Annotated in this window: 25 protein-coding genes; 11 read left to right on the forward strand and 14 right to left on the reverse strand. The window is 44.8% G+C overall.

Features of this window, described 5'->3' with window-relative positions; all coding sequences use genetic code 11:
* Window positions 1-484 precede the first annotated feature (484 nt).
* Genes J2Z66_RS20780 through J2Z66_RS20790 form a run of 3 tightly spaced genes read left to right on the forward strand, consistent with a single transcriptional unit; the run spans window position 485 to window position 2,934 of the window.
* Window positions 485-1,213, forward strand: a complete 729-nt coding sequence (locus J2Z66_RS20780) for an ABC transporter ATP-binding protein (RefSeq protein WP_209973942.1) — start codon at window positions 485-487, stop codon at window positions 1,211-1,213.
* Window positions 1,210-2,244 (forward strand): ABC transporter permease, encoded by a 1,035-nt coding sequence (locus tag J2Z66_RS20785; protein WP_209973944.1) that lies wholly within the window; start codon window positions 1,210-1,212, stop codon window positions 2,242-2,244. The genes J2Z66_RS20780 and J2Z66_RS20785 overlap by 4 nt, the downstream gene beginning before the upstream one ends.
* A 30-nt stretch (window positions 2,245-2,274) precedes the next feature.
* A complete protein-coding gene (locus J2Z66_RS20790; RefSeq protein WP_209973947.1) occupies window positions 2,275-2,934 on the forward strand; it encodes a TetR/AcrR family transcriptional regulator in 660 nt (219 codons plus the stop codon).
* Window positions 2,935-2,961: 27 nt separating this feature from the next.
* Here the strand turns inward: J2Z66_RS20790 and J2Z66_RS20795 are convergent, their stop codons facing one another.
* Together J2Z66_RS20795 and J2Z66_RS20800 are read right to left on the reverse strand one after the other, a co-directional pair.
* Window positions 2,962-4,128, reverse strand: coding sequence for an MFS transporter (locus J2Z66_RS20795; RefSeq protein WP_209973949.1), 1,167 nt, complete (start codon window positions 4,126-4,128; stop codon window positions 2,962-2,964).
* Between the two features lie 31 nt (window positions 4,129-4,159).
* Window positions 4,160-5,407 carry an MFS transporter gene (locus J2Z66_RS20800; protein ID WP_209973951.1) on the reverse strand — a complete coding sequence of 416 codons (1,248 nt, stop codon included), beginning with the start codon at window positions 5,405-5,407 and terminating at the stop codon, window positions 4,160-4,162.
* A gap of 190 nt (window positions 5,408-5,597) precedes the next feature.
* Between J2Z66_RS20800 and J2Z66_RS20805 the strand changes: the two genes are divergently transcribed.
* Both J2Z66_RS20805 and J2Z66_RS20810 read left to right on the forward strand, forming a co-directional pair.
* Window positions 5,598-7,067: an aminotransferase class I/II-fold pyridoxal phosphate-dependent enzyme gene (locus J2Z66_RS20805; protein ID WP_209973954.1), complete on the forward strand. Its 1,470-nt coding sequence runs from the start codon at window positions 5,598-5,600 to the stop codon at window positions 7,065-7,067.
* 109 nt (window positions 7,068-7,176) lie between these two features.
* Window positions 7,177-7,596 carry a DUF1885 family protein gene (locus J2Z66_RS20810; protein WP_209973956.1) on the forward strand — a complete coding sequence of 140 codons (420 nt, stop codon included), beginning with the start codon at window positions 7,177-7,179 and terminating at the stop codon, window positions 7,594-7,596.
* Window positions 7,597-7,669: 73 nt separating this feature from the next.
* Here J2Z66_RS20810 and J2Z66_RS20815 read toward each other — a convergent pair whose 3' ends face one another.
* From J2Z66_RS20815 to J2Z66_RS20825, 3 genes are all read right to left on the reverse strand, one after another.
* On the reverse strand, window positions 7,670-7,984 hold the full coding sequence (locus tag J2Z66_RS20815) for a DUF1292 domain-containing protein (protein WP_209973958.1): 315 nt from the start codon (window positions 7,982-7,984) through the stop codon (window positions 7,670-7,672).
* 123 nt (window positions 7,985-8,107) lie between these two features.
* Complete coding sequence (locus J2Z66_RS20820; RefSeq protein WP_209973960.1) at window positions 8,108-8,737, reverse strand: stalk domain-containing protein; 630 nt, start codon at window positions 8,735-8,737, stop codon at window positions 8,108-8,110.
* Between the two features lie 73 nt (window positions 8,738-8,810).
* The gene (locus J2Z66_RS20825; protein ID WP_209973962.1) at window positions 8,811-9,710 is read right to left on the reverse strand and encodes an alpha/beta hydrolase; all 900 of its coding nucleotides are present in this window, start codon (window positions 9,708-9,710) and stop codon (window positions 8,811-8,813) included.
* Window positions 9,711-9,832: 122 nt separating this feature from the next.
* Here J2Z66_RS20825 and J2Z66_RS20830 point away from each other — a divergent pair, with 122 nt between their 5' ends.
* Complete coding sequence (locus J2Z66_RS20830; protein WP_209973964.1) at window positions 9,833-10,000, forward strand: aspartyl-phosphate phosphatase Spo0E family protein; 168 nt, start codon at window positions 9,833-9,835, stop codon at window positions 9,998-10,000.
* Window positions 10,001-10,012: 12 nt separating this feature from the next.
* Here J2Z66_RS20830 and J2Z66_RS20835 read toward each other — a convergent pair whose 3' ends face one another.
* A complete protein-coding gene (locus tag J2Z66_RS20835; protein ID WP_312894678.1) occupies window positions 10,013-10,513 on the reverse strand; it encodes a CcdC family protein in 501 nt (166 codons plus the stop codon).
* A gap of 152 nt (window positions 10,514-10,665) precedes the next feature.
* On the opposite strand from J2Z66_RS20835, the gene J2Z66_RS20840 reads away from it, so the two are divergent.
* The 4 genes from J2Z66_RS20840 (at window position 10,666) to J2Z66_RS20855 (ending at window position 14,085) form a co-directional block, all read left to right on the forward strand.
* Entirely contained in the window at window positions 10,666-11,415 is a 750-nt protein-coding gene (locus J2Z66_RS20840) for an MBL fold metallo-hydrolase (RefSeq protein ID WP_209973966.1), read from the forward strand.
* A gap of 45 nt (window positions 11,416-11,460) precedes the next feature.
* Entirely contained in the window at window positions 11,461-11,697 is a 237-nt protein-coding gene (locus tag J2Z66_RS20845; protein WP_209973967.1) for a DUF3892 domain-containing protein, read from the forward strand.
* Window positions 11,698-11,879: 182 nt separating this feature from the next.
* On the forward strand, window positions 11,880-13,502 hold the full coding sequence (locus tag J2Z66_RS20850; RefSeq protein ID WP_312894679.1) for a sensor histidine kinase: 1,623 nt from the start codon (window positions 11,880-11,882) through the stop codon (window positions 13,500-13,502).
* A 142-nt stretch (window positions 13,503-13,644) separates the two neighbouring features.
* Window positions 13,645-14,085, forward strand: a complete 441-nt coding sequence (locus J2Z66_RS20855; RefSeq protein ID WP_209973969.1) for a CBS domain-containing protein — start codon at window positions 13,645-13,647, stop codon at window positions 14,083-14,085.
* Window positions 14,086-14,231: 146 nt separating this feature from the next.
* Here the strand turns inward: J2Z66_RS20855 and J2Z66_RS20860 are convergent, their stop codons facing one another.
* Window positions 14,232-14,417, reverse strand: coding sequence for a hypothetical protein (locus tag J2Z66_RS20860; protein WP_209973971.1), 186 nt, complete (start codon window positions 14,415-14,417; stop codon window positions 14,232-14,234).
* Between the two features lie 197 nt (window positions 14,418-14,614).
* Window positions 14,615-15,223 carry a hypothetical protein gene (locus J2Z66_RS20865; protein ID WP_209973973.1) on the reverse strand — a complete coding sequence of 203 codons (609 nt, stop codon included), beginning with the start codon at window positions 15,221-15,223 and terminating at the stop codon, window positions 14,615-14,617.
* Between the two features lie 164 nt (window positions 15,224-15,387).
* Here J2Z66_RS20865 and J2Z66_RS20870 point away from each other — a divergent pair, with 164 nt between their 5' ends.
* Window positions 15,388-15,819, forward strand: coding sequence for a universal stress protein (locus J2Z66_RS20870; RefSeq protein ID WP_209973975.1), 432 nt, complete (start codon window positions 15,388-15,390; stop codon window positions 15,817-15,819).
* A 14-nt stretch (window positions 15,820-15,833) separates the two neighbouring features.
* Here the strand turns inward: J2Z66_RS20870 and J2Z66_RS20875 are convergent, their stop codons facing one another.
* The 6 genes from J2Z66_RS20875 to J2Z66_RS20900 all read right to left on the reverse strand — a co-directional run bounded on the left by J2Z66_RS20875 (window position 15,834) and on the right by J2Z66_RS20900 (window position 22,414).
* The gene (locus J2Z66_RS20875) at window positions 15,834-16,043 is read right to left on the reverse strand and encodes a hypothetical protein (protein WP_209973977.1); all 210 of its coding nucleotides are present in this window, start codon (window positions 16,041-16,043) and stop codon (window positions 15,834-15,836) included.
* A 122-nt stretch (window positions 16,044-16,165) separates the two neighbouring features.
* Window positions 16,166-17,188, reverse strand: a complete 1,023-nt coding sequence (locus J2Z66_RS20880; protein ID WP_209973979.1) for an aromatic acid exporter family protein — start codon at window positions 17,186-17,188, stop codon at window positions 16,166-16,168.
* Window positions 17,189-17,260: 72 nt separating this feature from the next.
* On the reverse strand, window positions 17,261-19,141 hold the full coding sequence (locus J2Z66_RS20885; protein WP_245375715.1) for an MHYT domain-containing protein: 1,881 nt from the start codon (window positions 19,139-19,141) through the stop codon (window positions 17,261-17,263).
* A gap of 221 nt (window positions 19,142-19,362) precedes the next feature.
* A complete protein-coding gene (locus J2Z66_RS20890; protein WP_209973981.1) occupies window positions 19,363-20,877 on the reverse strand; it encodes an alpha-glucosidase/alpha-galactosidase in 1,515 nt (504 codons plus the stop codon).
* Between the two features lie 180 nt (window positions 20,878-21,057).
* Complete coding sequence (locus J2Z66_RS20895; protein ID WP_209973983.1) at window positions 21,058-21,951, reverse strand: AraC family transcriptional regulator; 894 nt, start codon at window positions 21,949-21,951, stop codon at window positions 21,058-21,060.
* Between the two features lie 70 nt (window positions 21,952-22,021).
* The gene (locus J2Z66_RS20900; RefSeq protein ID WP_209973985.1) at window positions 22,022-22,414 is read right to left on the reverse strand and encodes a YhfM domain-containing protein; all 393 of its coding nucleotides are present in this window, start codon (window positions 22,412-22,414) and stop codon (window positions 22,022-22,024) included.
* Window positions 22,415-22,459: the final 45 nt, after the last annotated feature.

Here is a 22,459-nt window from a genome sequence, read left to right on the forward strand (position 1 = left end):
CTCCTTGTAGATTTGTTGATTAACTTATTTCACATGATGTACCCTGAATCCTTTTATTTCACCAAAATTTCTTTAAGGTACCTAAGTAGTAACTGTTTTTCATCGTTAAACGCCCAGGGCCGGGTCCACATCCTTACTTTAACGATGAAAAACATCGTTAAATCCCTGTTATCGACCCATAGGAGGCCATCCGAGCTCTTTTAACGATGAAAATCATCATTAACGTGACGGATTGACCTGGAACACTTGATTTAACGATGAAAAACATCGTTAAGTGAAGCTCACGCTCAAAATTCGGAGGAGGCGGGCACTGCCATCGCTCTTCCCTATCCCCTTATTCCCCTCATCCCTAAAAAACTTAAACAACTTTTTTATAAAAAAAGTGATTACTCACTTCACATAAAGAAGGAATCAGAGTAAGATAATTCTATATACTAAGTGAGTGATTACTCACTTTATAATTTGTCAAGGAGGTTTCTATCTTATGGCCCATCCAGCATCCATTCGAGTAGAACAGGTTAGCAAAAATTTCGGCAGCAGCAACGTGCTTCACGATATTACCCTGCATGTGCCTGTAGCGCAGATTTTTGGTTTGCTTGGTCCCTCCGGTTCCGGTAAAACTACGCTGATCCGGATGATCGCCGGCATTGATGATCCTTCGACGGGCGAGGTATACGTCCAGGAGAAGCGGATGCCGAGATTGGATATGCTTTCAAAAATCGGATACATGGCTCAAGCCGAAGCACTGTATTCGGAACTGACAGCCAAGGAAAATCTTGATTTTTTTGCTACGCTTTTTGGCCTCAAAGGGGCTTTGCGGAAGCAGCGAATTCATGAGGTTATGGAGCTTGTAGATCTCACTCCCCATATGAACAAACAAATTGCCAGCTATTCGGGCGGCATGAAGCGCAGGCTATCTCTAGCCGCATCGCTTCTCCATCATCCGGACATCCTCATTCTTGATGAACCGACCGTTGGCATCGATCCGCTCTTGAGAAAATCGATTTGGCAGGAGCTCGAAAGACTGAGCTCGCAAGGCATCACGATAGTAGTAACCACTCATGTGATGGATGAAGCGGATAAGTGCCACAGGCTCGGTATGATCAGGGAAGGCAAGCTTATCGCCGTTGGGACACCTGATGAGCTGAAGCAAGCTACGGCCAGTTCAACAATCGAAGAAGCCTTTCTTCACTATGGAAGTGTGCAGCTATGAGAGTCCGCGCTGTAATCATTCGTATTTTAAAGCAATTATTCCATGACAAAAGAACATTGGCCATGATGTTCGTTGCCCCTATGCTTATCCTTTATTTGATGTCGCTTGTGTTTAATGGAGATACGTATACGCCAAAATTTGGTGCCGTCGAAATACCCGACGCAGTCGTAAGCGCTTTGCGCAGTCAGGGGGTCGAAGTTGCTGTTTACGACCTCACGAAGGCTGAAGAGGAGTTAAGCGCAGGCCGGCTGGATGCCGTCATCAGCAAGGCTGTAGAATCGCCTCAGCCGCAATTGAAATTGGAGGGGAGCGATCCTGCCAGGAACAAAGCTGTTATACTGGTATGGCAAAAAGCGCTGCAGTCCTTCGCAACGGGGGCGGAAAAGCTGCCACAGCCTATCGTCAGTTATCTTCATGGATCAGAAGAAATGGCCGCCTTCGACAACTTTGGTCCGGTTCTGATTGGATTTTTCGTCTTCTTCTTTGTTTTCTTGCTTTCTGGCATATCCTTTCTCAGGGAGAGAACCGGCGGCACACTGGAACGTCTGCTTGCCACCCCGCTTAGGCGATGGGAAATTGTCGTTGGTTATGTGCTTGGATTCGGAATCTTCACTCTGCTCCAATCCGCGCTTATCGCCTGGTTCGCTACCCGCATACTGGGAATGATGATGGTCGGCTCCTTTGCGTACGTTCTGCTGATCACACTACTGCTTGCGCTTGCAGCGCTAACGCTCGGCACGCTGATCTCGGCTTTTGCCAATAATGAATTTCAGATGATTCAATTTATCCCGCTCGTTATCGTCCCTCAGGTATTCTTCTCAGGTTTGTTCAGTCTCGACTCGATGGCTGTCTGGCTGCGCTGGGTATCAGCAGTCATGCCGCTGAAATACGGAGCGGATGCCCTGCGCAGCATTATGATCAGAGGAGGCGGCTGGAACGATATCGCTTTCGATGTGTTCGTGCTCCTCGCCTTCTCTTTAGTGTTCATGGGGCTTAACATAGTAGCATTAAGAAAGTACCGCAAGATATAATGAGAAAAAAAGGTAAGGAGGCTTCAGCAGATGTCTGAAGTAGATGAGTGGCTGGCTGAATTGATTAAAATGAACGATGACGCTGAAAAAATGACACATAAACAAATCAAAATCGTCCAGGCAGCTGTAGAGGTTTTTTCGTCAAAGGGGTTCGCAGGCTCATCCACCAGCGAAATCGCTCAAAAAGCAGGCGTTGCTGAAGGCACGATTTTCCGGCACTACAAAACAAAAAAAGAGCTGCTGCTCTCCATTGTAGCCCCTATTATGACCCGCCTGATTACGCCCTTCGCGCTGAAGGATTTCGTTAAAGTACTGGAAGCCGATTATCCTGAAGTAGAGGATTTCCTAAGAGCGGTCATTCATAACCGCATGAATTTTGCTCAAAAAAATTTGTCAGTAATTAAAATACTACTGCACGAAATTCCATTTCACCCGGAGCTGCAGCAGCAATTCAAGGAAATAGTTGCCAAACAGGTACTGCTTAGAGCGACTAAAATTGTGAAGCATTTCCAAGTCCAAGGCAAGATGATAGAGCTGCCGACGGAAACGGCAATTCGTTTCATTGCCTCGTCTGCAATCGGGCTCATTCTCATCCGCCTCCTTTTTCTGCCAGAGGCAGATTGGAATGACGAGCAAGAGATTGAATATACGATCGACTTCATCATGCACGGCCTTGCTCCTAGAGGTTAAGGAGCTTGGCCTAAGCATGTATTACACTTACGCAGCCTCAGCTAGGCTCTTGCGATCCAGCAAGACGAACCTGGACAGCAGCAGTATTGCCGCCAGGCTAAGGATGCCTCCGATGATGAAGGGAAGTCCGCTGTAGAGAGTAAACACAGCCCCGCCAAGAAGGGGACCGGCAATGCGTCCCAGACTGTCCATAGATGAGCTCAGGCCTGTTGCGACCCCTTGACCCACTTTGGTTCTCTGAGTGATCAGAGAGGTCACACAAGGCCGTATAAGCGCGTTTCCTGCCGAGAATACGGAGAGATAGATGGCCGCGGTAACCAGACTCGAAGAAAACAGGAGCAGGAAAAAGCCTGCAGATGAAAGTACCAGCCCAATCGCTATGACTCGCTGCTCAGCGCCCTTCTTCACTAATCTCCTGACAACCCCGCCCTGAATAAGAGCTCCCACAATTCCGCTAACGAGGAACATCAAGCCCATCTCGTAAGAGGTGATCCCGATCTTCTCCATTTGAAAAAACTGCAGCGTGGCCTCCAGTCCGGCAAGTGTAAACGAAACAAAAAAGGAAAGCACGTACAAATACTTTAGAGAGCCTGCGAACGCAGCCCATCTGGATGTTTTAACCGCTTGCTGTTTCGAACGCTTCTCTGGTGGCAATGATTCAGTAAGCGCAGCGAGAGCAAATAAAAACGTCACAAACGCAAGTCCTGAAGCTACAAAAAAAGGCAGCTCCGTTCCCCATTTGCTTAAGATCCCTCCAAGCGCCGGACCAAATATAAAACCAAGACCAATCGACATCCCGACAAGTCCCATACCCTTCGTCCGGTTCTCATCTGTCGTAATATCAGCAACGTATGCGACCGCACAAGCAGTAGCTGCCCCGGAGAACAAGCCACCCAATATTCTGGCTGCGTACATAATCCACAGCTCTCCACCCGCTAGGCCGAAAATAAGAAAGCTAAGGCTAAAGCCTAACAAGCCTATCATAATAATCGGTCTTCTGCCTATTCGATCTGAGAGCGAACCCCAGATAGGAGACATTAAGAAGGATGCCGCAGAATAGACGGATAACAGCAGCGCATTATGAAATTTGGCCCCTACCCCAATTACGACCTCCGGAATAATAGGAATAATAATACCAAAACCAATAAATATGGTCATAAGCAGCAGCATGATGACCCCAATTTGTTTATTCAACTCTTTCGTTCCTCCAAATCCGTTATTTCTGTTATCGTACCACAACTTTTTTCCCGGTGGAAATAAAAGCCTGCAAAATGAGCAAAGCAACCAAAACAGTACCACTGGCTATAAATGGCGCATGCGGTCCATACACGTCCCAGAGCTTCCCCGATACAATCGGTCCAATAATCATTCCTAGCCCCTCAATGGTAAGAAAGAAGCCCCAGACCGCTCCCCTTTTCTCCTTAGGGATTACTGATGCTATCAATCCATTCCAGGAAGGGATAATTAGCGCATACCCTGCGCCCAAGACAGCAACTAGTCCGAACAAAGCACCCTTTGAAGATACATAGGTGAATACGAGTAATGTGATAGCGCTGAGCGCAAAGCCAATCGTCAGAAACCAGTGAACACCCAAACGATCCACCAGCCTTCCAACAGGTATTAGTAAAGCAACCGTTACTCCACCCCCTACTACAAGGAACAGACTGTACTCAGAAGAAGAAAGCTTCAGCACATCCTTCGCATACAAGGTCAGGATAGGAGTCAGGATGCCTAGTGCAAAGGTCTGGGCAAACATGGCAGGAAATAAAAGCGGACTAAACGACATGGAGCGCTTCACTTCCCTTAAATAGGTCATCATTCTGCTGAATCTGTCCGTTGCCCCCTTTACTCTCTCTCTCCTGACATCCTTCACTTCCGAGGTAACCGATGGTCTTCTTGGAAGAAACAAAGCAACGAGAATGACAGCCGTCATACAGCCAATCAACAAGCGAAAAGCAATGTGATAATCAGCCCCAATGATAAAAAAGTTAATAACGACCGGCCCAAGCCCGACTCCCAGCAGCCAGGACATATAGACAACACTCATGCTTGTCCCCTTTGGCTTATCTCCGGCCATTTCTGTTGTACCTGTTATTACACATGGCCATAGCGGCGCAGTCCCAAGACCAAGCAGAGCACAAGCGACAATGATCCCCATGTACTGAGAGCTGGTGGCCACAATAACGACGGATATGAAAGTTAAAAGAACACCGCTAAGCATCGTGATCCGGTAACCGATTTTATCGATGATCCAGCCTACAGGTGTGCGCAGTACATTATCTCCAATGTATTGGGCAGCGAGCGTCCAGCCTATGATGAAAGCGGAGGCTCCGAGCGTCGTTTTCATATAAACGGGCAGAATGGTTAATAATAAAGCTCCTTTTACGAATTCCACGACAAACATAATAAACAATAATTTCAAAACAAAGGGGGAAAGCATCGGTTTGTCTTTCCATTTATGCAGCCATTCCATAACAGCGACCTCCACACGGATTGATAAATTTGTTAATCTTCGATCACTTTTGTTCCCAAATATTATCTTTTCCCGGAAATCTACAAACTATTTTTAAAAAATTCACTTGCATCCAGGCCCTAGTTTGATATACTCAGTTTGTTTGCTTTATCGCTCAACAAATCCACTACAGAAGGGAAGAGATGCTCAGGTGGATCATCATAACACGCCCCTGTTCTCCGCTCTGCTTCGTCATGCGAAGCAGAATCCAATTCAATTTCATATTCCAGGACATAAGAAGGGTGTTGGAATGGATCCGGAATTTCGTTCCTTTATTGGAGACAATGCCCTTTCCATCGATCTTATTAATATAGCACCGCTTGATGACCTCCATCAACCTATGGGCATTATCGAGGAAGCGCAGCAGCTAGCTGCTGATGCCTTTGGCGCGGACCATACGTTCTTCTCGGTACAAGGAACAAGTGGCGCTATAATGACTATGATTATGACCGTCTGCTCAGAGGGAGACAAAATAATCATTCCGCGCAATGTGCATAAATCGGTGATGGCGGCGATCATTTTCGTTGGCGCCAAGCCTGTGTTCATTTCACCCGTTCGTGATAAAAACCTGGGAATCGATCATGGAATTACTACGAGCTCTGTCCGCAGAGCACTCGAGATACATCCCGATGCCAAAGCTGTACTCGTCATCAACCCTACTTACTTTGGAGTCTGCGCCAATTTACAAGAAATCGTGGATTTGGTGCACAGCTATAACATGCCTGTGCTCGTTGATGAAGCACACGGCTCACTGATTCATTTTCACGATCAAATGCCGATTTCCGCTATGCAGGCAGGCGCTGATATGGCAGCTACAAGCGTGCATAAGCTGGGAGGCTCCATGACGCAAAGCTCTGTGCTGAATGTAAGGGGCGGCAGAGTTAATTCCAAACGGATCCAGACCATCATCAGCATGCTGACGACAACCTCAACGTCCTATATTTTACTTGGTTCCTTGGACACCGCTAGACGCCATTTAGCACTTAACGGCTACGAGCTGGCTGAGCAAGCACTTAAGCTTGCCCGGTATACAAGAAAGCAAATTAATGAAATACCCGGGCTTTATTGCTTTGGAGAAGAAATTCTTGGCTCTGAGGCTACCTTTGATTATGACCCGACCAAAATATGTGTGCATGTGAGAAAACTCGGAGTTACCGGCTATGAAGTGGAAAACTGGCTTAGGGATCACTACAATATTGAAATTGAGCTTAGCGATATGTATAACATCCTGTGCCTCGTGACACCTGGAGATACCCAAAGTAATGTGGATGCGCTGCTTAAAGCTTTAAAGGAGCTCTCCGAGCAGAATTATAATATCAAAAATGTCAATGATGTAGTTATTAAGGTCCCTGCTATCCCTCAGCTGACTATATCTCCACGTGACGCTTTTTATGGAGAAACAGAGACGCTGCCGTTCAAAGACGCCGCTGACCGCATCATTGCCGAGTTCATTTATGTGTACCCGCCTGGCATTCCAATTCTTTTGCCGGGAGAGGTTATTACACAAGAGCTCATCGACTATATTGTGGAGCATGTCGAGGTTGGACTTCCTGTAAAGGGACCCGAGGACCGCAGCGTTCAGAATGTAAAAGTTATCGTTGAAACGCGCGCGATCTTCTAAGTCCGCTTCTGGCCTTCTTACAGCCCGCACTCAAAAACATTGTAAAACCACGCTTCTGATGCTATGATGTTGTTGAAAATGTGCTGGTTGGAGGTGCTTAAGAAACAATATGGGTCAAAGCGCGTATATCAAATTGGTAACAGGTTCCGCCGTCCCTGCGTTAAGCTTGGACGAGCTGAAGGAGAAGCTGCTGCACTATCGGGACCAGCTTTCCAAAACCGCCGAGCAGCTCGGCTGGGAATACGATGAAGCAGGATTTCCCTATACGATCGAAACAAAGCCTGAGGCGGATAATCAATGGTTCTATCTCAAGGGCACCAACCCGCTCTACAAATACATCGTATTTGGAGTCGGAAAGAAGCAGGTAAACGAAACGGATCAGCATTTTGTCCAAGTTGTTCTTCCTGATGATGCCACCCATGGCGATAAGTCCAAGGGCAATGAATTATGCAAGCATCTGGGGAAACAGCTTAAAGCAGAGCTGCATTTGTTTAATGGTAGAATTATGTATTTCAACCCTAGAAAATGATAGAGTACACAAAGAGCCCCTGCAGAACTTCACATTCTGCAAGGGCTCTTTATTTGCCGTTTATGTATCACTCTTATTCTTCGGATTCTTGAGCTACGGCATCATTGTAGATGCTGACAACGCGCTCCCACTCGGCTTCATCTTCGATATTAACCAGGAAAGCTTCCTCATTCTCTTCCTCAATGCGAAAAATAACCCCGTCTGCATCCGGATCATTACGATCCAAAAGTACGGCGTATGCTTGATCCTCTGATTCAAAGGTGTATACCATGACCATTTCATGTTCTTCACCATTCTCGTCGGTTACGACAAATACGTCTTCTCCATGTTCATGATCATGGTCACAGTCTGGGCCATGGACATGATCATCATGCTTATGATCGCTCACTGGTAGAACCTCTTTTCGTAAAAAATTGTTTTCAAACATATCCTAACATGTTCACGGAAAGAGGTCAAACCCTTATGAGCTATCCTTCTGAGCCAACTAAATGTCATTTCTGCTTCCTGATATCTATTTAGCTACGATTTGTTTCTCAGACACCACGCTGTATTCATTACTGCCTTCCAGCTTCATAGCAAATGTCACATTATAAATGCCTGATTCCTCAAAAGATACCCCGCTAAAACGGACTGGCAGCCAGAATGCCTCTGTTTGTTTTGTGATTGCCTTCTCTACTGCTGCAACAGCATCGCTGCCACTTGGTGATTTAACAGAAATCTTGACCGATGAAATATTCGCCTTTAAATTATCCACCTGTGTAAAAACATCGAAATCGATTTTCTTGCCCTGTTTGACTTCCCCGAAAGGTTGCTTCAATTGATAGGACTTTCCATCAATATCGATCTTTTCCACAGTAATCATATGCACATTTGGCTTAAATAAAGAAACCGTCTTGTTGGAGTTGTCCCATTTAACCAAGCTCTGCAGTGAATCTGCAAGACTACGAAGCGGTAGAACCGTACTGCCGTTTACGATAAACGCCGGCACCTCCGAATCGCTAAATTGCTGAACGTCACCGTTCACCATAACCCTTGCTTTACTATACCCTTCAAAATCCCCCCAAATCGATGATGCTAATACCGTAGCCGTGCTTAAAACGAAAAATACCAGCATCAAAGTAAACAACCTTTGAACCTTCATTCTCTTGACCTCCAGCCCTGTGAGTAATATTCATGTCCGCTAATTTATACTCCAGAGATACTGAAGAGTTGCGTTAAATGAGCAAGTTATTAAAAAAACCGAGAACTCTGGAAGTATATTCATCCGGGTAAGAATGATAGGTTCCTACATGCCCTACATTAGCAGTTTGCCAAAACTCAAAACTACCCTTGTGCTGGCTCCACATCCGCTCACTTTGCGTGTATGGAATGGCCTGATCATCGCGGCTGTGTATAAACAATAACGGTCTGGGATGAATTCGTTCACATGCTGCAAATGCATCAACTTGGCGTGTGTCAATTCCTGTCAAAACGGGTAATATAGCCATAATCAGAGGAGTAAAAGGGAAGTGGGGAAGGCGTGACCATACAGACAAATTTTTGTGTAGGTAAGGCTTAAGCTGGCTGAAGGGACTGTCTGCCACCACACCGACGATTTCAGGTTCTTCTGCAGCAGCAAGCAGCGAGGTTGTAGCACCCATAGAAAAGCCAATAAGACCGATCTTTCCAGGCTGGTGCTCCTTAACCCAATCGATAGCGCCGAGCAGATCCTGCTTTTCAAGCATCCCTATTGTCGTCAATCGTCCTTCTGATTCTCCAGAATTGCGAAAATCAAACATCAACACGTGGAAGCCATTCGCAACAAGCGATTTAGCCAGTGCCAAGGCTGGCAGCCCTTTCTCTAGACGATTTCCCGCATAGCCATGCGAAAGAATAAGTGTCATTTTCGGCTCAGAATGAGTGGAATTCAACGCGCAAGGCAAAAACCAGCCTTTCAGTAAAACATCCTTTGTTCTGCTGTGGAATTCCATATTGTCATAGGCTATTCCATATAAACTTGGGGATTCTTCAAGCAGGCGCCTTGCCGGATGGGTTAGGTTCCAACCTACATACAAAGAAATTCCCAGCATTCCAAGCAGCAAAACAAGAAGTGTGCATGTAACGAGCCAAATCATCCTTTTCCTCCCCCTCCAAGGTTTCTACTTTATTCGACAGGAGTTGAAATTAGGGTACCATTTTTTAGGTAAATCATGTAAACTAATAGCATATAATCATAAATTTAGGAGGACTCCATGCCATGTCTCGTCAAATTAAGTTCGATCTGGAAATTAATTGTCTCAAACGAAAACTGGAGTCCGCGGCGGCACAGTATAAGTACAACTTTCGCCATCCCAAAGTGCTGGAAATTAGTGAAAAGCTGGATCATCTTATTGTGAAGCAAATGAAAAACGGGAAGTTCAGCTGAACATGTCAAGTATTAGCCGTTCTTGGGAATAGGGATCTCTGTATGAGCTTGCAGTTTTCTAAACTGGATATACATGGAGATACGCCAGGGCAGCAGCATGCCGAAAGCCAGGATAAAGAAGATAGCAGCCGTTTGAAACGTGGTCACATAAGATTCGATATACTCATGAAGCGATAACCGGACAACCAGTAACAGAAGCAATATCCATACGAACGCTTTCGAGCGGCGCAGGTAAATGTGGCCGTTGATACTATGAAATCTCGAAGTCCGAATAAGCGGGTACGCGAATACCACAGAACCTACCAGAAAAGCGCACAGCGCCCAACTCACAGGAATTCTCATCATCGGAGCCAGAAACATTAGGAAGCCAGTACTCATGCCCAGAGGAGGCATAATAATTTTCATCACATTTACTGGTTTGTTGGCAGCACGCAATCTAATGAAAGTAACGCCTAATGCAGCTCCAAGTGATCCCAGCAATAATATCATATGTAAGTACGAGGTTGTGGGCACAATCAGATAACTCCCTCCTTTCTATCTTCCAAATTAGTATACCATCGCGGCCCCTATGTTCAAAAGTGATCTCATATAATGGTTGAAATATGGCGCCATCCCATGCTACATTAGAAAAAGTATGACTTTTGTCGAAAACTGGGGGCAGCTGAATGAGTTTTCAAATCCAAATGCTTGGAACTGGCAGTGCATTTGCCAAAGCTTATTACAATACAAATGCGCTGATCTTACTTACAGATTTTAAAATTCTTATTGACTGCGGCTTCACTGCTGCAAGGTCCTTGCATGAATTGGATATTACACCTGATCAGCTTGACGGTATTCTGATTACACATATTCATGCCGACCATGTAGGCGGACTTGAGGAAATGGCCTTTCGGCTTCATTACAGTTATCACAAAAGAATAAAGCTGTTCATTTCCCCCTTACTGGTAGACAAGCTTTGGGAGAACACGCTTAAGGGTGGTCTTGAGAATATCGAAGAAAATTTGCTCGGCTTATCGGATTTCTTCGATCTTGTTTTCCTCGAAGAAAGGGTACCCTCCGTTGTCCATGAAGGACTTACCCTAGAATTGATTCAAACCTTACATATCCCAAATAAAATAAGCTATTCCTTATTTATCAATAATTATATATTTTATAGTGCCGATATACAATTTAGTCCTGATCTGCTGCTTCATGAGGTTTTGAATAAGAGACAATGCGCATATCTTTTGCACGATTGCCAGCTTAAGGGAAAAGCCATGGTTCATACCTCCCTCGAACAGCTGCTGACACTTCCGGAAGAAGCTCAATCCAAAATATATTTAATGCATTACGATGATGATATGGAGAGCTATATCGGTAAAACGGGCTCTATGACCTTCATCAAACAGCATGAAATCTACACATTTGATGAATAAATCCATACCTGTCTGCACATTCTAAGTGCGGGAGGCGATCTTATCATGATAAATAATGCTAAAGCGCAAGTTGTCGCAGTAAGAAAAAATGGTGACGGGGATATTGTTGAGCTTCAGTTATCTTCAGGCCAGGTCGTTGATTACAAGCAGGCACAAGCCATGGCCAAGAATGGAGAAATTGAACACGTTAATGTTTTTAAGGGGCGTGATGGCGATGAACATCTTCGTTCGGATGCCGATGGGGACCCTACAAACAATTTGGATAACCTGCCAACGTTCTAACTTGATCCCGAACCCGCGGAGCATTCATGCTCTGCGGGTTCTTTTTTTGCCAATCACCGAAAAACTTCCAATAAATTCAGGAAAATGCAGGGATTCTGCATATCAATAGAGAACTTAAAACATGGGTGTAAAATGCTGTAGCATAAGCCCACTTTGCCCTAAAGCACTCAGGAGATGATGTGGTGGTTCTAAATTCTATTTTATACGCTTACGCCTTCGTTTTCACTCTATTTTCTTGGGGAATGAACAGCACGGTTCATACAGCGCTGCTTGTGGTTTGCTGCATCATGTTCATTCTCAGTCAATGGCTTCAGATTCACCCTGCATGGGCTCCTTGGGTACGATTACTTCTGCTTTGCTGCTTACACGGCGTGGCACAGCTCAATTGGTGCATGCCGCTCTACCTGCTCGTCATGGCCAAGGATACTCTAAGTGAAGAAAATAAAGCAAAAGCCTGGAGCTTATCTTTTGCCTATGCAACCGCTTATTTACTTATCTCATTTTCTATTCTTGAAAATGAGCTATCTACAACGAGTCATCTGTCCATTATTTTTCAATTATTCAATTTTCTGGCAGTCATTTTAATTTCCCGATTTTTCTCCTCGACGGTTAAACAAACGGAAATGCTAAAAAGGGAGCAAAAGATTCTTTCCACCCGCGATACGCTGACGGGTCTGTTCAATTATGACGAATCTCATCGCAAGCTTGAGGAGTTCGTTGTTCAAGAGAAGCCATTTTTGCTAATCTTGATTGACTGTACCGATTTGAAATCCATGAATACTACAAAGGGCTTTCAGGCGGGAAATTTGATTCTCAAACAGGTAGCTGAGCTGCTCAAGATTTTGTTCTCCGAGAATCTTTTTATTTCCCGCTATGGTGGTGACGAATTCGCCCTGGCCATCCCGCTTGAGAAAAACGACAAAGAGATGGTACGAGCCCGCCAGCAGCTGGATTCCGAGCTTCCGAAGCTGACAGGCATTCAAATCACCTACGGCATCGCTCAATTTCCGGACGACGGAAGCACTAAGGATAGCATCATTCTCGTTGCAGAGCATCATCTGTTTATGAAGAAAAGGGAAATGTGGCTCAAACGCGAGGAGCATTTATTACGCTCAGAAAAGCTGCGTGTAGTCGGGGAGCTAGCATCTGGGATGGCTCACGAAATTCGTAATCCACTCACCACTGTAAAAGGATTTCTGCAGATTTCGAAAGCAAACGGCTATAATATTGAGAATTGGTATGCGCTTATTATGGATGAAATAAATCGGATGAGTGATCTGACCGCTGAATTCCTGCAATTCTCCAAGCCGCATGCGACTCAATTTCGCGTCCACTCTCTTCATGAATGCTTTCAACGTGTTATCTCATTAACGGAATCAGAGGCAACCAGGCTCGGTCATGAAATCCTCTATGAATGCACCCAAGAGCAAATAAACGTAGTTATGGATCAGGATAAGATGGTCCAGCTTCTGCTTAATATTGTGAAAAATGCTTACGAAGCGATGCCCGAAAATGGAGTTATCAGCTTGCGGCTAAATCGTCAGAATCAATATGCAGTACTGGAAATAGCCGATACCGGAAAAGGTATACCCGCGGATCAACTTGAAAAGATCTTCCATCCCTTTTTCACAACAAAGGATAGCGGCACTGGTCTTGGTCTTTCGATTTGCCACAAAATTGTTCAAGATCACCAAGGCACTATCGAGGTTGAAAGCTTTATTGATCAGGGAACTAAGTTCACCATTACTTTCCCGCTTGCTTCCAAAGACGAGGAACAGGATTTAATTCACGCCGCTTTTATTTAACCAAAACATAGACTTAGATTCTATTCGGTTTTTTTGATACAATAGAGGAGAACACGTAGAGAGAAGACCTGAAGACCTATTTAGACACTATCATAGAGAAATCAAATTAGAGAAGAAATATGCTGCAAAGGAGTTTGGACTCATGAATATCGCTTTTTTTCTACTTCCCAAAAAAGAAGTCATTACTACAACACCACATGCTACTCTAAGACAAACATTGGAGCGTATGGAGTATCACCGCTACACGGCAGTACCTATTCTTTCGGAACAAGGACATTATCTGGGGACTGTAACAGAGGGGGACTTGCTGTGGTTTCTAAAAAATAACGAGCATATCGGCTTCGAGCTTGCCCATCGTCACCTGCTGCAGGAGGTTCCCCTGCGAATGAATAATAAACCAGTCCATATCCATGCGAATATGGATGATTTGATAGATTTGGCTAAGGTACAAAACTTTGTCCCGGTGGTTGATGATTCTGATAAATTTATCGGAATTGTCCGCAGAAGCGACATTATTGAATATTGTGCCAAGCAGATGTTTAAATCCGCTGCAATGAATGATATAGCAAAAGCCACTATATAATCTAGCTGTTCAAATGTGCATGAATACAGGAAACCCGCATTCATGCACATGAACCCTCCCTCGGGAGGAAAGCAAAAAATATATGTATGCGTTTACGGGGATCTAGCTCAAAAGTTTTATCCTATGGATTGCTTATCTATTCATTATTAAAAAGCAATCTCATGACTTGATGGGGCGTCGATGAGAGATGGATCTGCAAGCTGCAATATTGAGGCAGAATCGGGTTCATAATCACTTTCATTTTGCTTGGATTGAAGCCAATTCCATTTTTCAATTTGCGACGGTGATATTCCAATTTGCTCCATAATGTTATAAATACCAATCTCTTTCATTAAGCCACCTCACCTTATCTTTTTCTTAGCTTACTCTCTTAACTTTATAGGTTTTTACCTCGTATGTAAATAAGTGTAAATTGTCGAATCGCTTTAAAATTTCATAAATTTTTAAAGCTCGTACAATGCGCCTCCGGATTTATTTTTGAGGATAGACAAAAAGCCGCCAGTGGCGGCTTTTTTTACGAATATCCAGATTATTTGCTTTTGCTTGAAACGTAATCACTCGCCCAATCTACCATCCCATTCATCAAAATTAATACTAAATTGACCACATCTTTTTCTGCTAAGGTCCCATTTGATTGCCCGCCGACAAACTGTGATGTCTTTTGTTCCAGTTTTTCGACAAGATCCTTGATTTGCAGCAAATCATTAGCTAGTTGAGGCACATCTCCGCTTTGCGGGTTTTGTGAATTTGAAGCCCCCTGGCCTCCGCTCTGTTGATCCCCTTGTCCGCTGCCCTGGCCCTGACTTTGGTTTTGGTTCTGGTTTTGGTTCTGGTTTTGGTTCTGGTTCTGGTTCTGGTTCTGGTTCTGGTTCTGGTTCTGCTGTCCGTCATTCTGATTACAGGAAGCAGAATCGTCCTGACCGCCCGATGAAGAGGCATTAGACGAAGCATTAGACGAGTCGTTCGACGTGGTATTGGACGTGGTATTGGATGTGTTAGACGAGCTATGATTCGTATTGGCTTGATCCAGCTCGGCGCTCTGCAGCAGCTTCTTGACCTGCTCCATCTCAAGTAATACCTTGTCGTTTTGTTTGGTAAGCTCATTGATTTGTGTTTTTAATTCCTGTGTTTTTATCATTGCTGCTCCTCCACTACTCATTCTAAATGATGGTACATTTAATATGCGCATCTGCAATCAGACATAAACATAATGAAGGAGAAAGCTTTATAATTCGATTTGTTTGCCCCTATTGTGATAAAATAACATTGAACTCCAAATAATGAATAGACGAGGTGTGTAAGATGGTATTTGCTAATGTACTTGTTGCTTATGATGGTTCTGACTTATCGAAGAAGGCTCTCACTTATGCGCTTAATTTGGTTACGGATAATCCATCTGCCCGGCTTCATGTAGTTCATGTGTACCAATTCCCTGCTTTTGTTATCGGCGAAGCTTTAATACCAGCTCCAGCCAGCTATGATAAAGAATACTACGAGCAAGCTGAGAAGCTCATGGATGGAGCCCGGGATACAGTCGCCTCCCATCCAAATACAAATATTGTTCTTAAGCAAGGCCAGCCCGCGTTTGATCTGTTGGATTATGCCGGGGAACAAAGCTGCGATCTGATCGTAATGGGGAGCAGAGGGCTCGGCGGTATCCGTGAATTTGTGCTTGGAAGCGTCAGCCATAATGTCGTTCAGCATTCCAAAGTTCCTGTCCTCGTCATTAAATAATCATTGCTAAATGCTTAAAGCCGCAGCAAGCCTAGACGCTCTGCCTGCGGCTTGCATTCCCGGCAAACTCCGATGACTTTATTCCCTTGATCTGAATAGAAGGATAACGCTGGAGCTTTCTTTTTACAATAGGAGCAGGCTTGCTTGGGGATTTGACGCGATTTTCCCGAACGCTTCGGGAATTTCAAGACATTGGTTGGCTTGCGCGGCTTTTGAAATTTCATTACAAGGATACATCCCACTGCTAGGACTATAAGAATAATAAGGACAAGGTATAGTCTTGCAAATTCCAAGTTCGTTCCCTCCCTTTCTTCATCTTGCTATCTCCCTCTAAGACACACCTGAGTCACGCCTCCTGCCCTTTATTGTACTGTTCAACCAGTTTATCCAGTCTAGTTGTTTGAAAGCCGTAATCATACACTACGGACGCCACAATGGACAGCCGGAACACTTCATCCCCTGAATCTTTGTACAGACTCATAAACATTTGCATAAACGTATCGTTGGCTTCTTCCATTCTCGTTAAATCTGAGCTTTCCGATTTGAGCTTATCATTGAATTTCAGCAGTACATGCTCATGATATTTGATTAATTGCTCCAGATGGTGATCAAAATAAGCATTAATCTCCGGGGTTCGCTCTGCCTGGAAGAAATGCTGTTCAATGGCTTCGAGAATCTCCAGGCCCTTATGAAGGCTGTGCAGCATCTGCTTATACACGACAAGATTGCGAATATGGCTGTATTTGGCACGCTTCATTTTTTTCTGCTCTTCCTCAAGCAGCTTGTATTTATCTTCGAGTGATTTCAAACCCTCTTCCAAGCTCTTTTTTTCTTCACGAAAAATCTTCTCCTTGATTTCATCTGAAATTGCTGTCCGGAGCAGCAAAGATAAGGTCGTAAAGACAGTCTGCATTTGAGCAAGCAGTTGAACCTTCGGTTTAGGAGGGAAGAATAAAATGTTAATCAGAAATGCGGATCCGATCCCTATCAATATTTGCAAAAACCGGTTTAATGCAAAATCCCACTGCCCAGAAGCCTCCATCACAGCAATAACGGTTACCAAGGTTAACCCGATCGTCTCTTCCATATTAATTTTCAAACAAATCATAATGACCAAAATACAGACAAGCCCCACAATAATAGGCTGATTCGTGAAAATCAATCCGGCAAGCAAAGCAAGTATCGCACCAAGCGTATTGGTCTGAAGCTGCTCCAGAAAATAACGCCATGAACGGTAAATCGAAGGCTGCATGGCAAATATAGCCGCAACGGCGGCGATTACAGCTGGCGAGAATCCGAAAAGCTCGCTAATATACAGAGATAGCGTAACCGCAATCCCTGTTTTTAGGACTCTAGCCCCCAACGTCACAAATCCCACTCCTTTATTTATATAACGATTCTATCTCATTTTACACAGGAACAGGTCTGTTTGGCAAAGCTTCTATAAGCTCACAGCATCTTTATAACGGACACGAATGGTAAAAACAAGAGTCGCTCCCGGACCCTCTGCCGGTAATACGTAAATCGTTCCCCCCATCATTTCCACTAACTTTTTGCAAATAGCGAGTCCGAGCCCTGTCCCTTCATGCTTGCGAGCAAGCGAGGAATCCAGCTGGTAAAAAGGCTGAAAAAGCCGTGGAATACACTCACGAGGGATACCTGGACCCGTATCTATAACAGAGAATTCCAGCTCTATCTGATTTGCTTTCTTGGAAGCTTGCACAACATTAACTTTCACGAACCCCTGCTCGGTGAATTTGACGGCATTGCCTACCAGATTTATAAGGATCTGCCTTAGTCTGACTTCATCCCCCACGAGTAACGCGGGCAGGCGGGGATCACATTCACAGGAAATGTGAAGTTTTTTTTCTTGCGTTTGCAGGGCAAATAATTGCACAGTCTCATTTAGACATTCGTTAAGATCGAAAGGTTCCTCTTGCAGGGCTGTCTTACCAGATTCCATCTTTGAGAAATCAAGAACGTCGTTAATGACAGAGAGCAGCGAGTTTCCGCTCTTGTTTATGATTTTGACATATTCCACCTGCTCATCGGTTAGCGGAGTATCCAGCAGCAGCTGCGACATCGCATTTACTCCGTTAAGCGGGGTACGGATTTCATGACTCATGATTGCCAAAAACTCGCTTTTCACCTTGGCGGCATGCTCCGCCTCCACTTTAGCCAAAATCAGCTCCTGCTCAGCCCGTTTCTGTTCCGTAATATCCTTGGAGATGGTGTATATTTCCACGATATTTGCTTCTGACGTGAGCGGCACAATCGTTGTACTCAAATAAACGGGATGACCCCGCTTATGCTTGATCGTAAATTCAACCGTTTGCGGCTGCCCCCCTACTACTTTTGTAAAACAAGATCTAATCTTCACGATATCTCTGCGGTTAAGAAACTGGGTAAACGGCTTGCTCACGAATTGCTGGGAGTCATAGCCTGTGATCCTCTCTGCTGCAGGATTTGTGCGCAATAGCCTCCCTGCAATATCAAACATGCACACCAGATCAGGATTGTGCTCGAAGGTGGAATCGTACCTTTTCTTGTTGGACTCTGCCAATCGGAATGCAAAATTGCGGTCCATGTATTGACCGATCGTGATCAAAAGCAGCACAAATATCGTCGCCGCTCCGATTAGTAAAGCAAGCAGTAAATTGTTGATGCCTGAAATACGCAGCGGATCGCTCAGCTCTGAATCATTCAAGTAAATATGTGCCGCTGACATGCCTGTGTAATGCATGCCCGTAATCGCAGTGCCCAGAAACATAATGGCTGCAGCCTTTAAACCAAAGCCCCATCTGCCAGCCCCTCTTAGATGCCTGGAGGATACCCACAACGCCCCAAATGAAATGCCGAAGGCAATCAGAATGGAAACAGCCACAAGGTAAATATTATAAACAATTCTGATCTCTCCCTGCATACTCATGGAAGCCATGCCCGTGTAATGCATTCCTGCTATGGCAAGACCCATGAATAAACCCGATAGGAACATCCGCGTGATGGTCAGATTTGCACTTGTGATCCCCGCAAAAGCAGCCCACGCACCGACCATGGGCAGCAGCATGGAGAGTACCAGCATAGTAAAATCATAATTCACGCCATCTGGCAGATGAAAAGCCAGCATGCCAATAAAGTGTACCGACCATATGCCAAGTCCCATGACAACAGAAGCCAAAATCATCAAAATCAACCGGGTCCGTTCACGCGAGGAAATGACTTTCTCACAAATTTCTAGTGTACAGTAAGAAACAAACAAGGAAATGATCACTGAAAGTACCACGAGACAATAGTTGTAGCTGCTAGGTATTAGTTCCAACATGTTCACTTCCATTCCTGATAAATAAGAATCGGATAGTAACCATTTCTCGCCCTATATGCAAAATCCTGCTTTTTTGCAAACTTAACTTACTCACGAGCCGTCAGAGAACGTAGTTGTTTTAGTAAAAATGAAGGACTTTCGAGGGTCTTTGAACATGAAAATATCAGGGAATACACATAGGTATTTCCCTGATATTTGTTAGCCCATCGATGTTTATTCCCTTAATGAGTTGCTTTTGCTGCAGCCGGACGCTCCTGGGCTTTATCCGCTGCTCCGGCATTTTTGTTAGCTAGCTCCCGATTTTGCTGCATTTCTTCCACCGTCTTTATATTCAGTCGCGCTGCCCCTTCATTGCCGTTGGTTGGAATTAGATTACCAGCTGCAAGACGCTTACTTGCCGCGGTGATAGCATCACTATACTGCGGCAGCCATGGTGCTTGAGCAACCAAAAGCTCATCCGTCATTTGCCAGATCTCTGGCGGATTGCATACGGCACCCACAAGCGGATCCATCATCATGGATTGACGAAGCAGCATATCATCGCCATGCACGGCGGCTTCAACAGCCAGACGCTGGACAGAGATGCTCACATTGCACACGGCTGCACAGCCAAGAGGCAAGTCGCCCACCTGTGTCATATTAATCCCGTTGCGATCTACATAACCTGGCGCTTCAATAATGGCGTCATCAGGCAGGTTGGTAATAATGCCGTTATTCATTACATTAAAATGTCCCCGGTACACCCTGCCAGTCTCCAGTCCCTCAATAATATAGGAGCCATGTTCTTCGCTGCGTGATTCTTCTGTATAAGTCATCGCCGGATCCTTCATCCAGTTCGGGAAATCGCTCTCGAACCAGGTACGGCCTTCTGTGCTCACCCTGAGGTAGCCTCCAGTTTCGCCGTTGATCCACACACCAAGATCAATCCATTCAAGGATTTCCTGAGGACGCTTGCGGTACCAAGGCAAATACTCGCTTAAATGTCCGTTGGATTCTGTACTGTAATATCCGAAACGTTTCAGCATATCAAGGCGTACCTTCTCCGTTTGGACAAATTCCGGGTCCTGCTCAAACGCTTCCAGCAATTTACCGGTCAAATCTTCGCCGCGGTGTTTGATTTGCACATACCAGGTTTGATGATTAATTCCGGCGCATACAATGTCCACTTCTTCTTGCTTTAAGCCAAACGCTTGAGCGATTTGCGCATGACCACCCTGAACACCATGACAGAGCCCGATCGTCCGCACCCCTCCGTACTTATTGCAAGCCCATGTCAGCATCGCCATCGGATTGGCATAATTCAGCATTAAACAAGCGGGATCTGCAACCTCACGGATATCCTTGCAAATATCCAGCATCGCAGCAATGCCGCGCTGTCCATACATGATACCGCCCGCACACAGCGTATCACCAATACACTGGTCCACGCCGTACTTAAGCGGAATGTCCACATCATGCTGAAACGCTTCGAGCCCTCCGACCCGAACGACCACAAACACATACTTCGCATCTCTGACAGCTTCTCTGCGGTCTGTAGTAGCTTGAATGCTAATTTGTAGTCCGTTCTCATCGATGTCCCGCTGGCAAAGCTGGGTAACCATCTCCAGATTGTGCGAATTGATATCGGTAAATGCTACCTGTATATCCCGAAATTCCGGCACAGCAAGTAAATCTCGCAAAAGTCCTCTTGTAAAACCAATACTTCCGGCACCAATAAATGCAACCTTAAACGACATTGATAATCCTCCTCATTGTTTCGCACTGGCAAAACGTTCTTCGTGAGCATCCACTACATGATACGGTTATAATCGGGAGCTCTTGTATAAAATTGTAGCAGTTAAGAACAGAGAGGGTTATCAATATCGTTACTTTATTACATGATGGATGTATAAAATCCTAACTTCTTTTGCTCGAGATTACAGTTCATTATAGCCCCAATGAAGAGCCTCCACCGATTTCCTGAACTGAACAGGCGTTTTTCCCGTTTGCTTTTTAAAAATGGTGCTGAAATACTGCCTGCTATTAATGCCGATGTAGCCTGAAATATCAATAACAGGTATGTCTGTTTGAGCAAGCAGCATCTTGGCCTTCTCAATTCTAAGCAGGGTGAGGTAGTCCATAACAGAGTTGTTCATGGTCGCTTTGAAAATTCTATGCAGATAGCCCGGATGCAAATTAACGGAGGCTGCAATATCCTTCACCTTGATATCACAGTCATAATTATGATGCATATAAGCTATGATTTTTTTTACGTAGCCCCCAACCTCCTGCATATTGGAATGGATGCCTTCCACCACCAGCCTCGATATCCGAATAAGCAGCTGTGAAAGCAGCAGCTTTACCATAAGCTCCTTCTCTTCCCCTTTGGCATCCAGCTCTAACACAAGGCTTTTCAGCGTCTGGTATACCTCTCCCTGCTCTCTCAGCACAATATAAGGACTTTCCCTATCAAGAAGCGTCTTCAGTGCACTGTTCTCAGCAGCAAGCTCTTTCATACAAGGGAACGTATCGTTCTTCAGTGGGTGAAAAATAAATTCCACATTTAACATACGGCATTGCATATCATCATCCACAAGCATCCTGTGCGACACATTGGCATCAATAAGAATAAAATCGCCTTTTTTCAAAACGATCTTTTCTTTTTCCATTTCAACTCGGCAGGCGCCAGTAATCACATACATGATTTCAACCGCATTATGGGAATGGAAAGGCATTTGATATCCGTGCCACTGCTTGAAATAATAAGCCACTACTTTGGGATGATATTCCCCTGCCATCAATTTGCTGTGATAAAGGCTATTGCTGTCCATGGGAACCCTCCTGTTTAAGCTTAAAGAAAAAAACCTTCCTTCCGGTATAAGGAAGATCAGGTTTTTTCTTTTATGGGATGATACCAGCTTGCTTCATTAAAGAAATCAGATCTTCTTTGGCCTCTTCCGTGTATATAAAGCCTGTTGAAGTGCCCACTTCCATATCAAGGAACGTCCTCGACTGGTCTTTCATCCAGAACTTGTAAGCATGCTGCTTTTCATCCGCATAACGAACTGTGAATTCATATTGTGGAGGTTCGGCCCAACTGGCCTCTCCTGTCATTTTCTTCGCAGAATCAAGAATACTCAAAAATGTGGCGAATTGCTTCTTAGTTGTCAGCTTCCCCAGAAATTGCAGATTCGTAGAGCTAAAGTCCACATTCCGGGAAATATCAATTTGTTGAATAGCATCTGGATTGCGAGAACAGGAGCTGAGCAGTAAAGCGAATAACAAAACAGGCATTAGCAGCCTACCGCTATTTCTTAAGATTGGAATCACCGCCTCTAC

It is taken from the genome of Paenibacillus eucommiae (genome assembly GCF_017874215.1).
GTDB classification, from domain to species: Bacteria; Bacillota; Bacilli; order Paenibacillales; family NBRC-103111; genus Paenibacillus_AI; species Paenibacillus_AI eucommiae.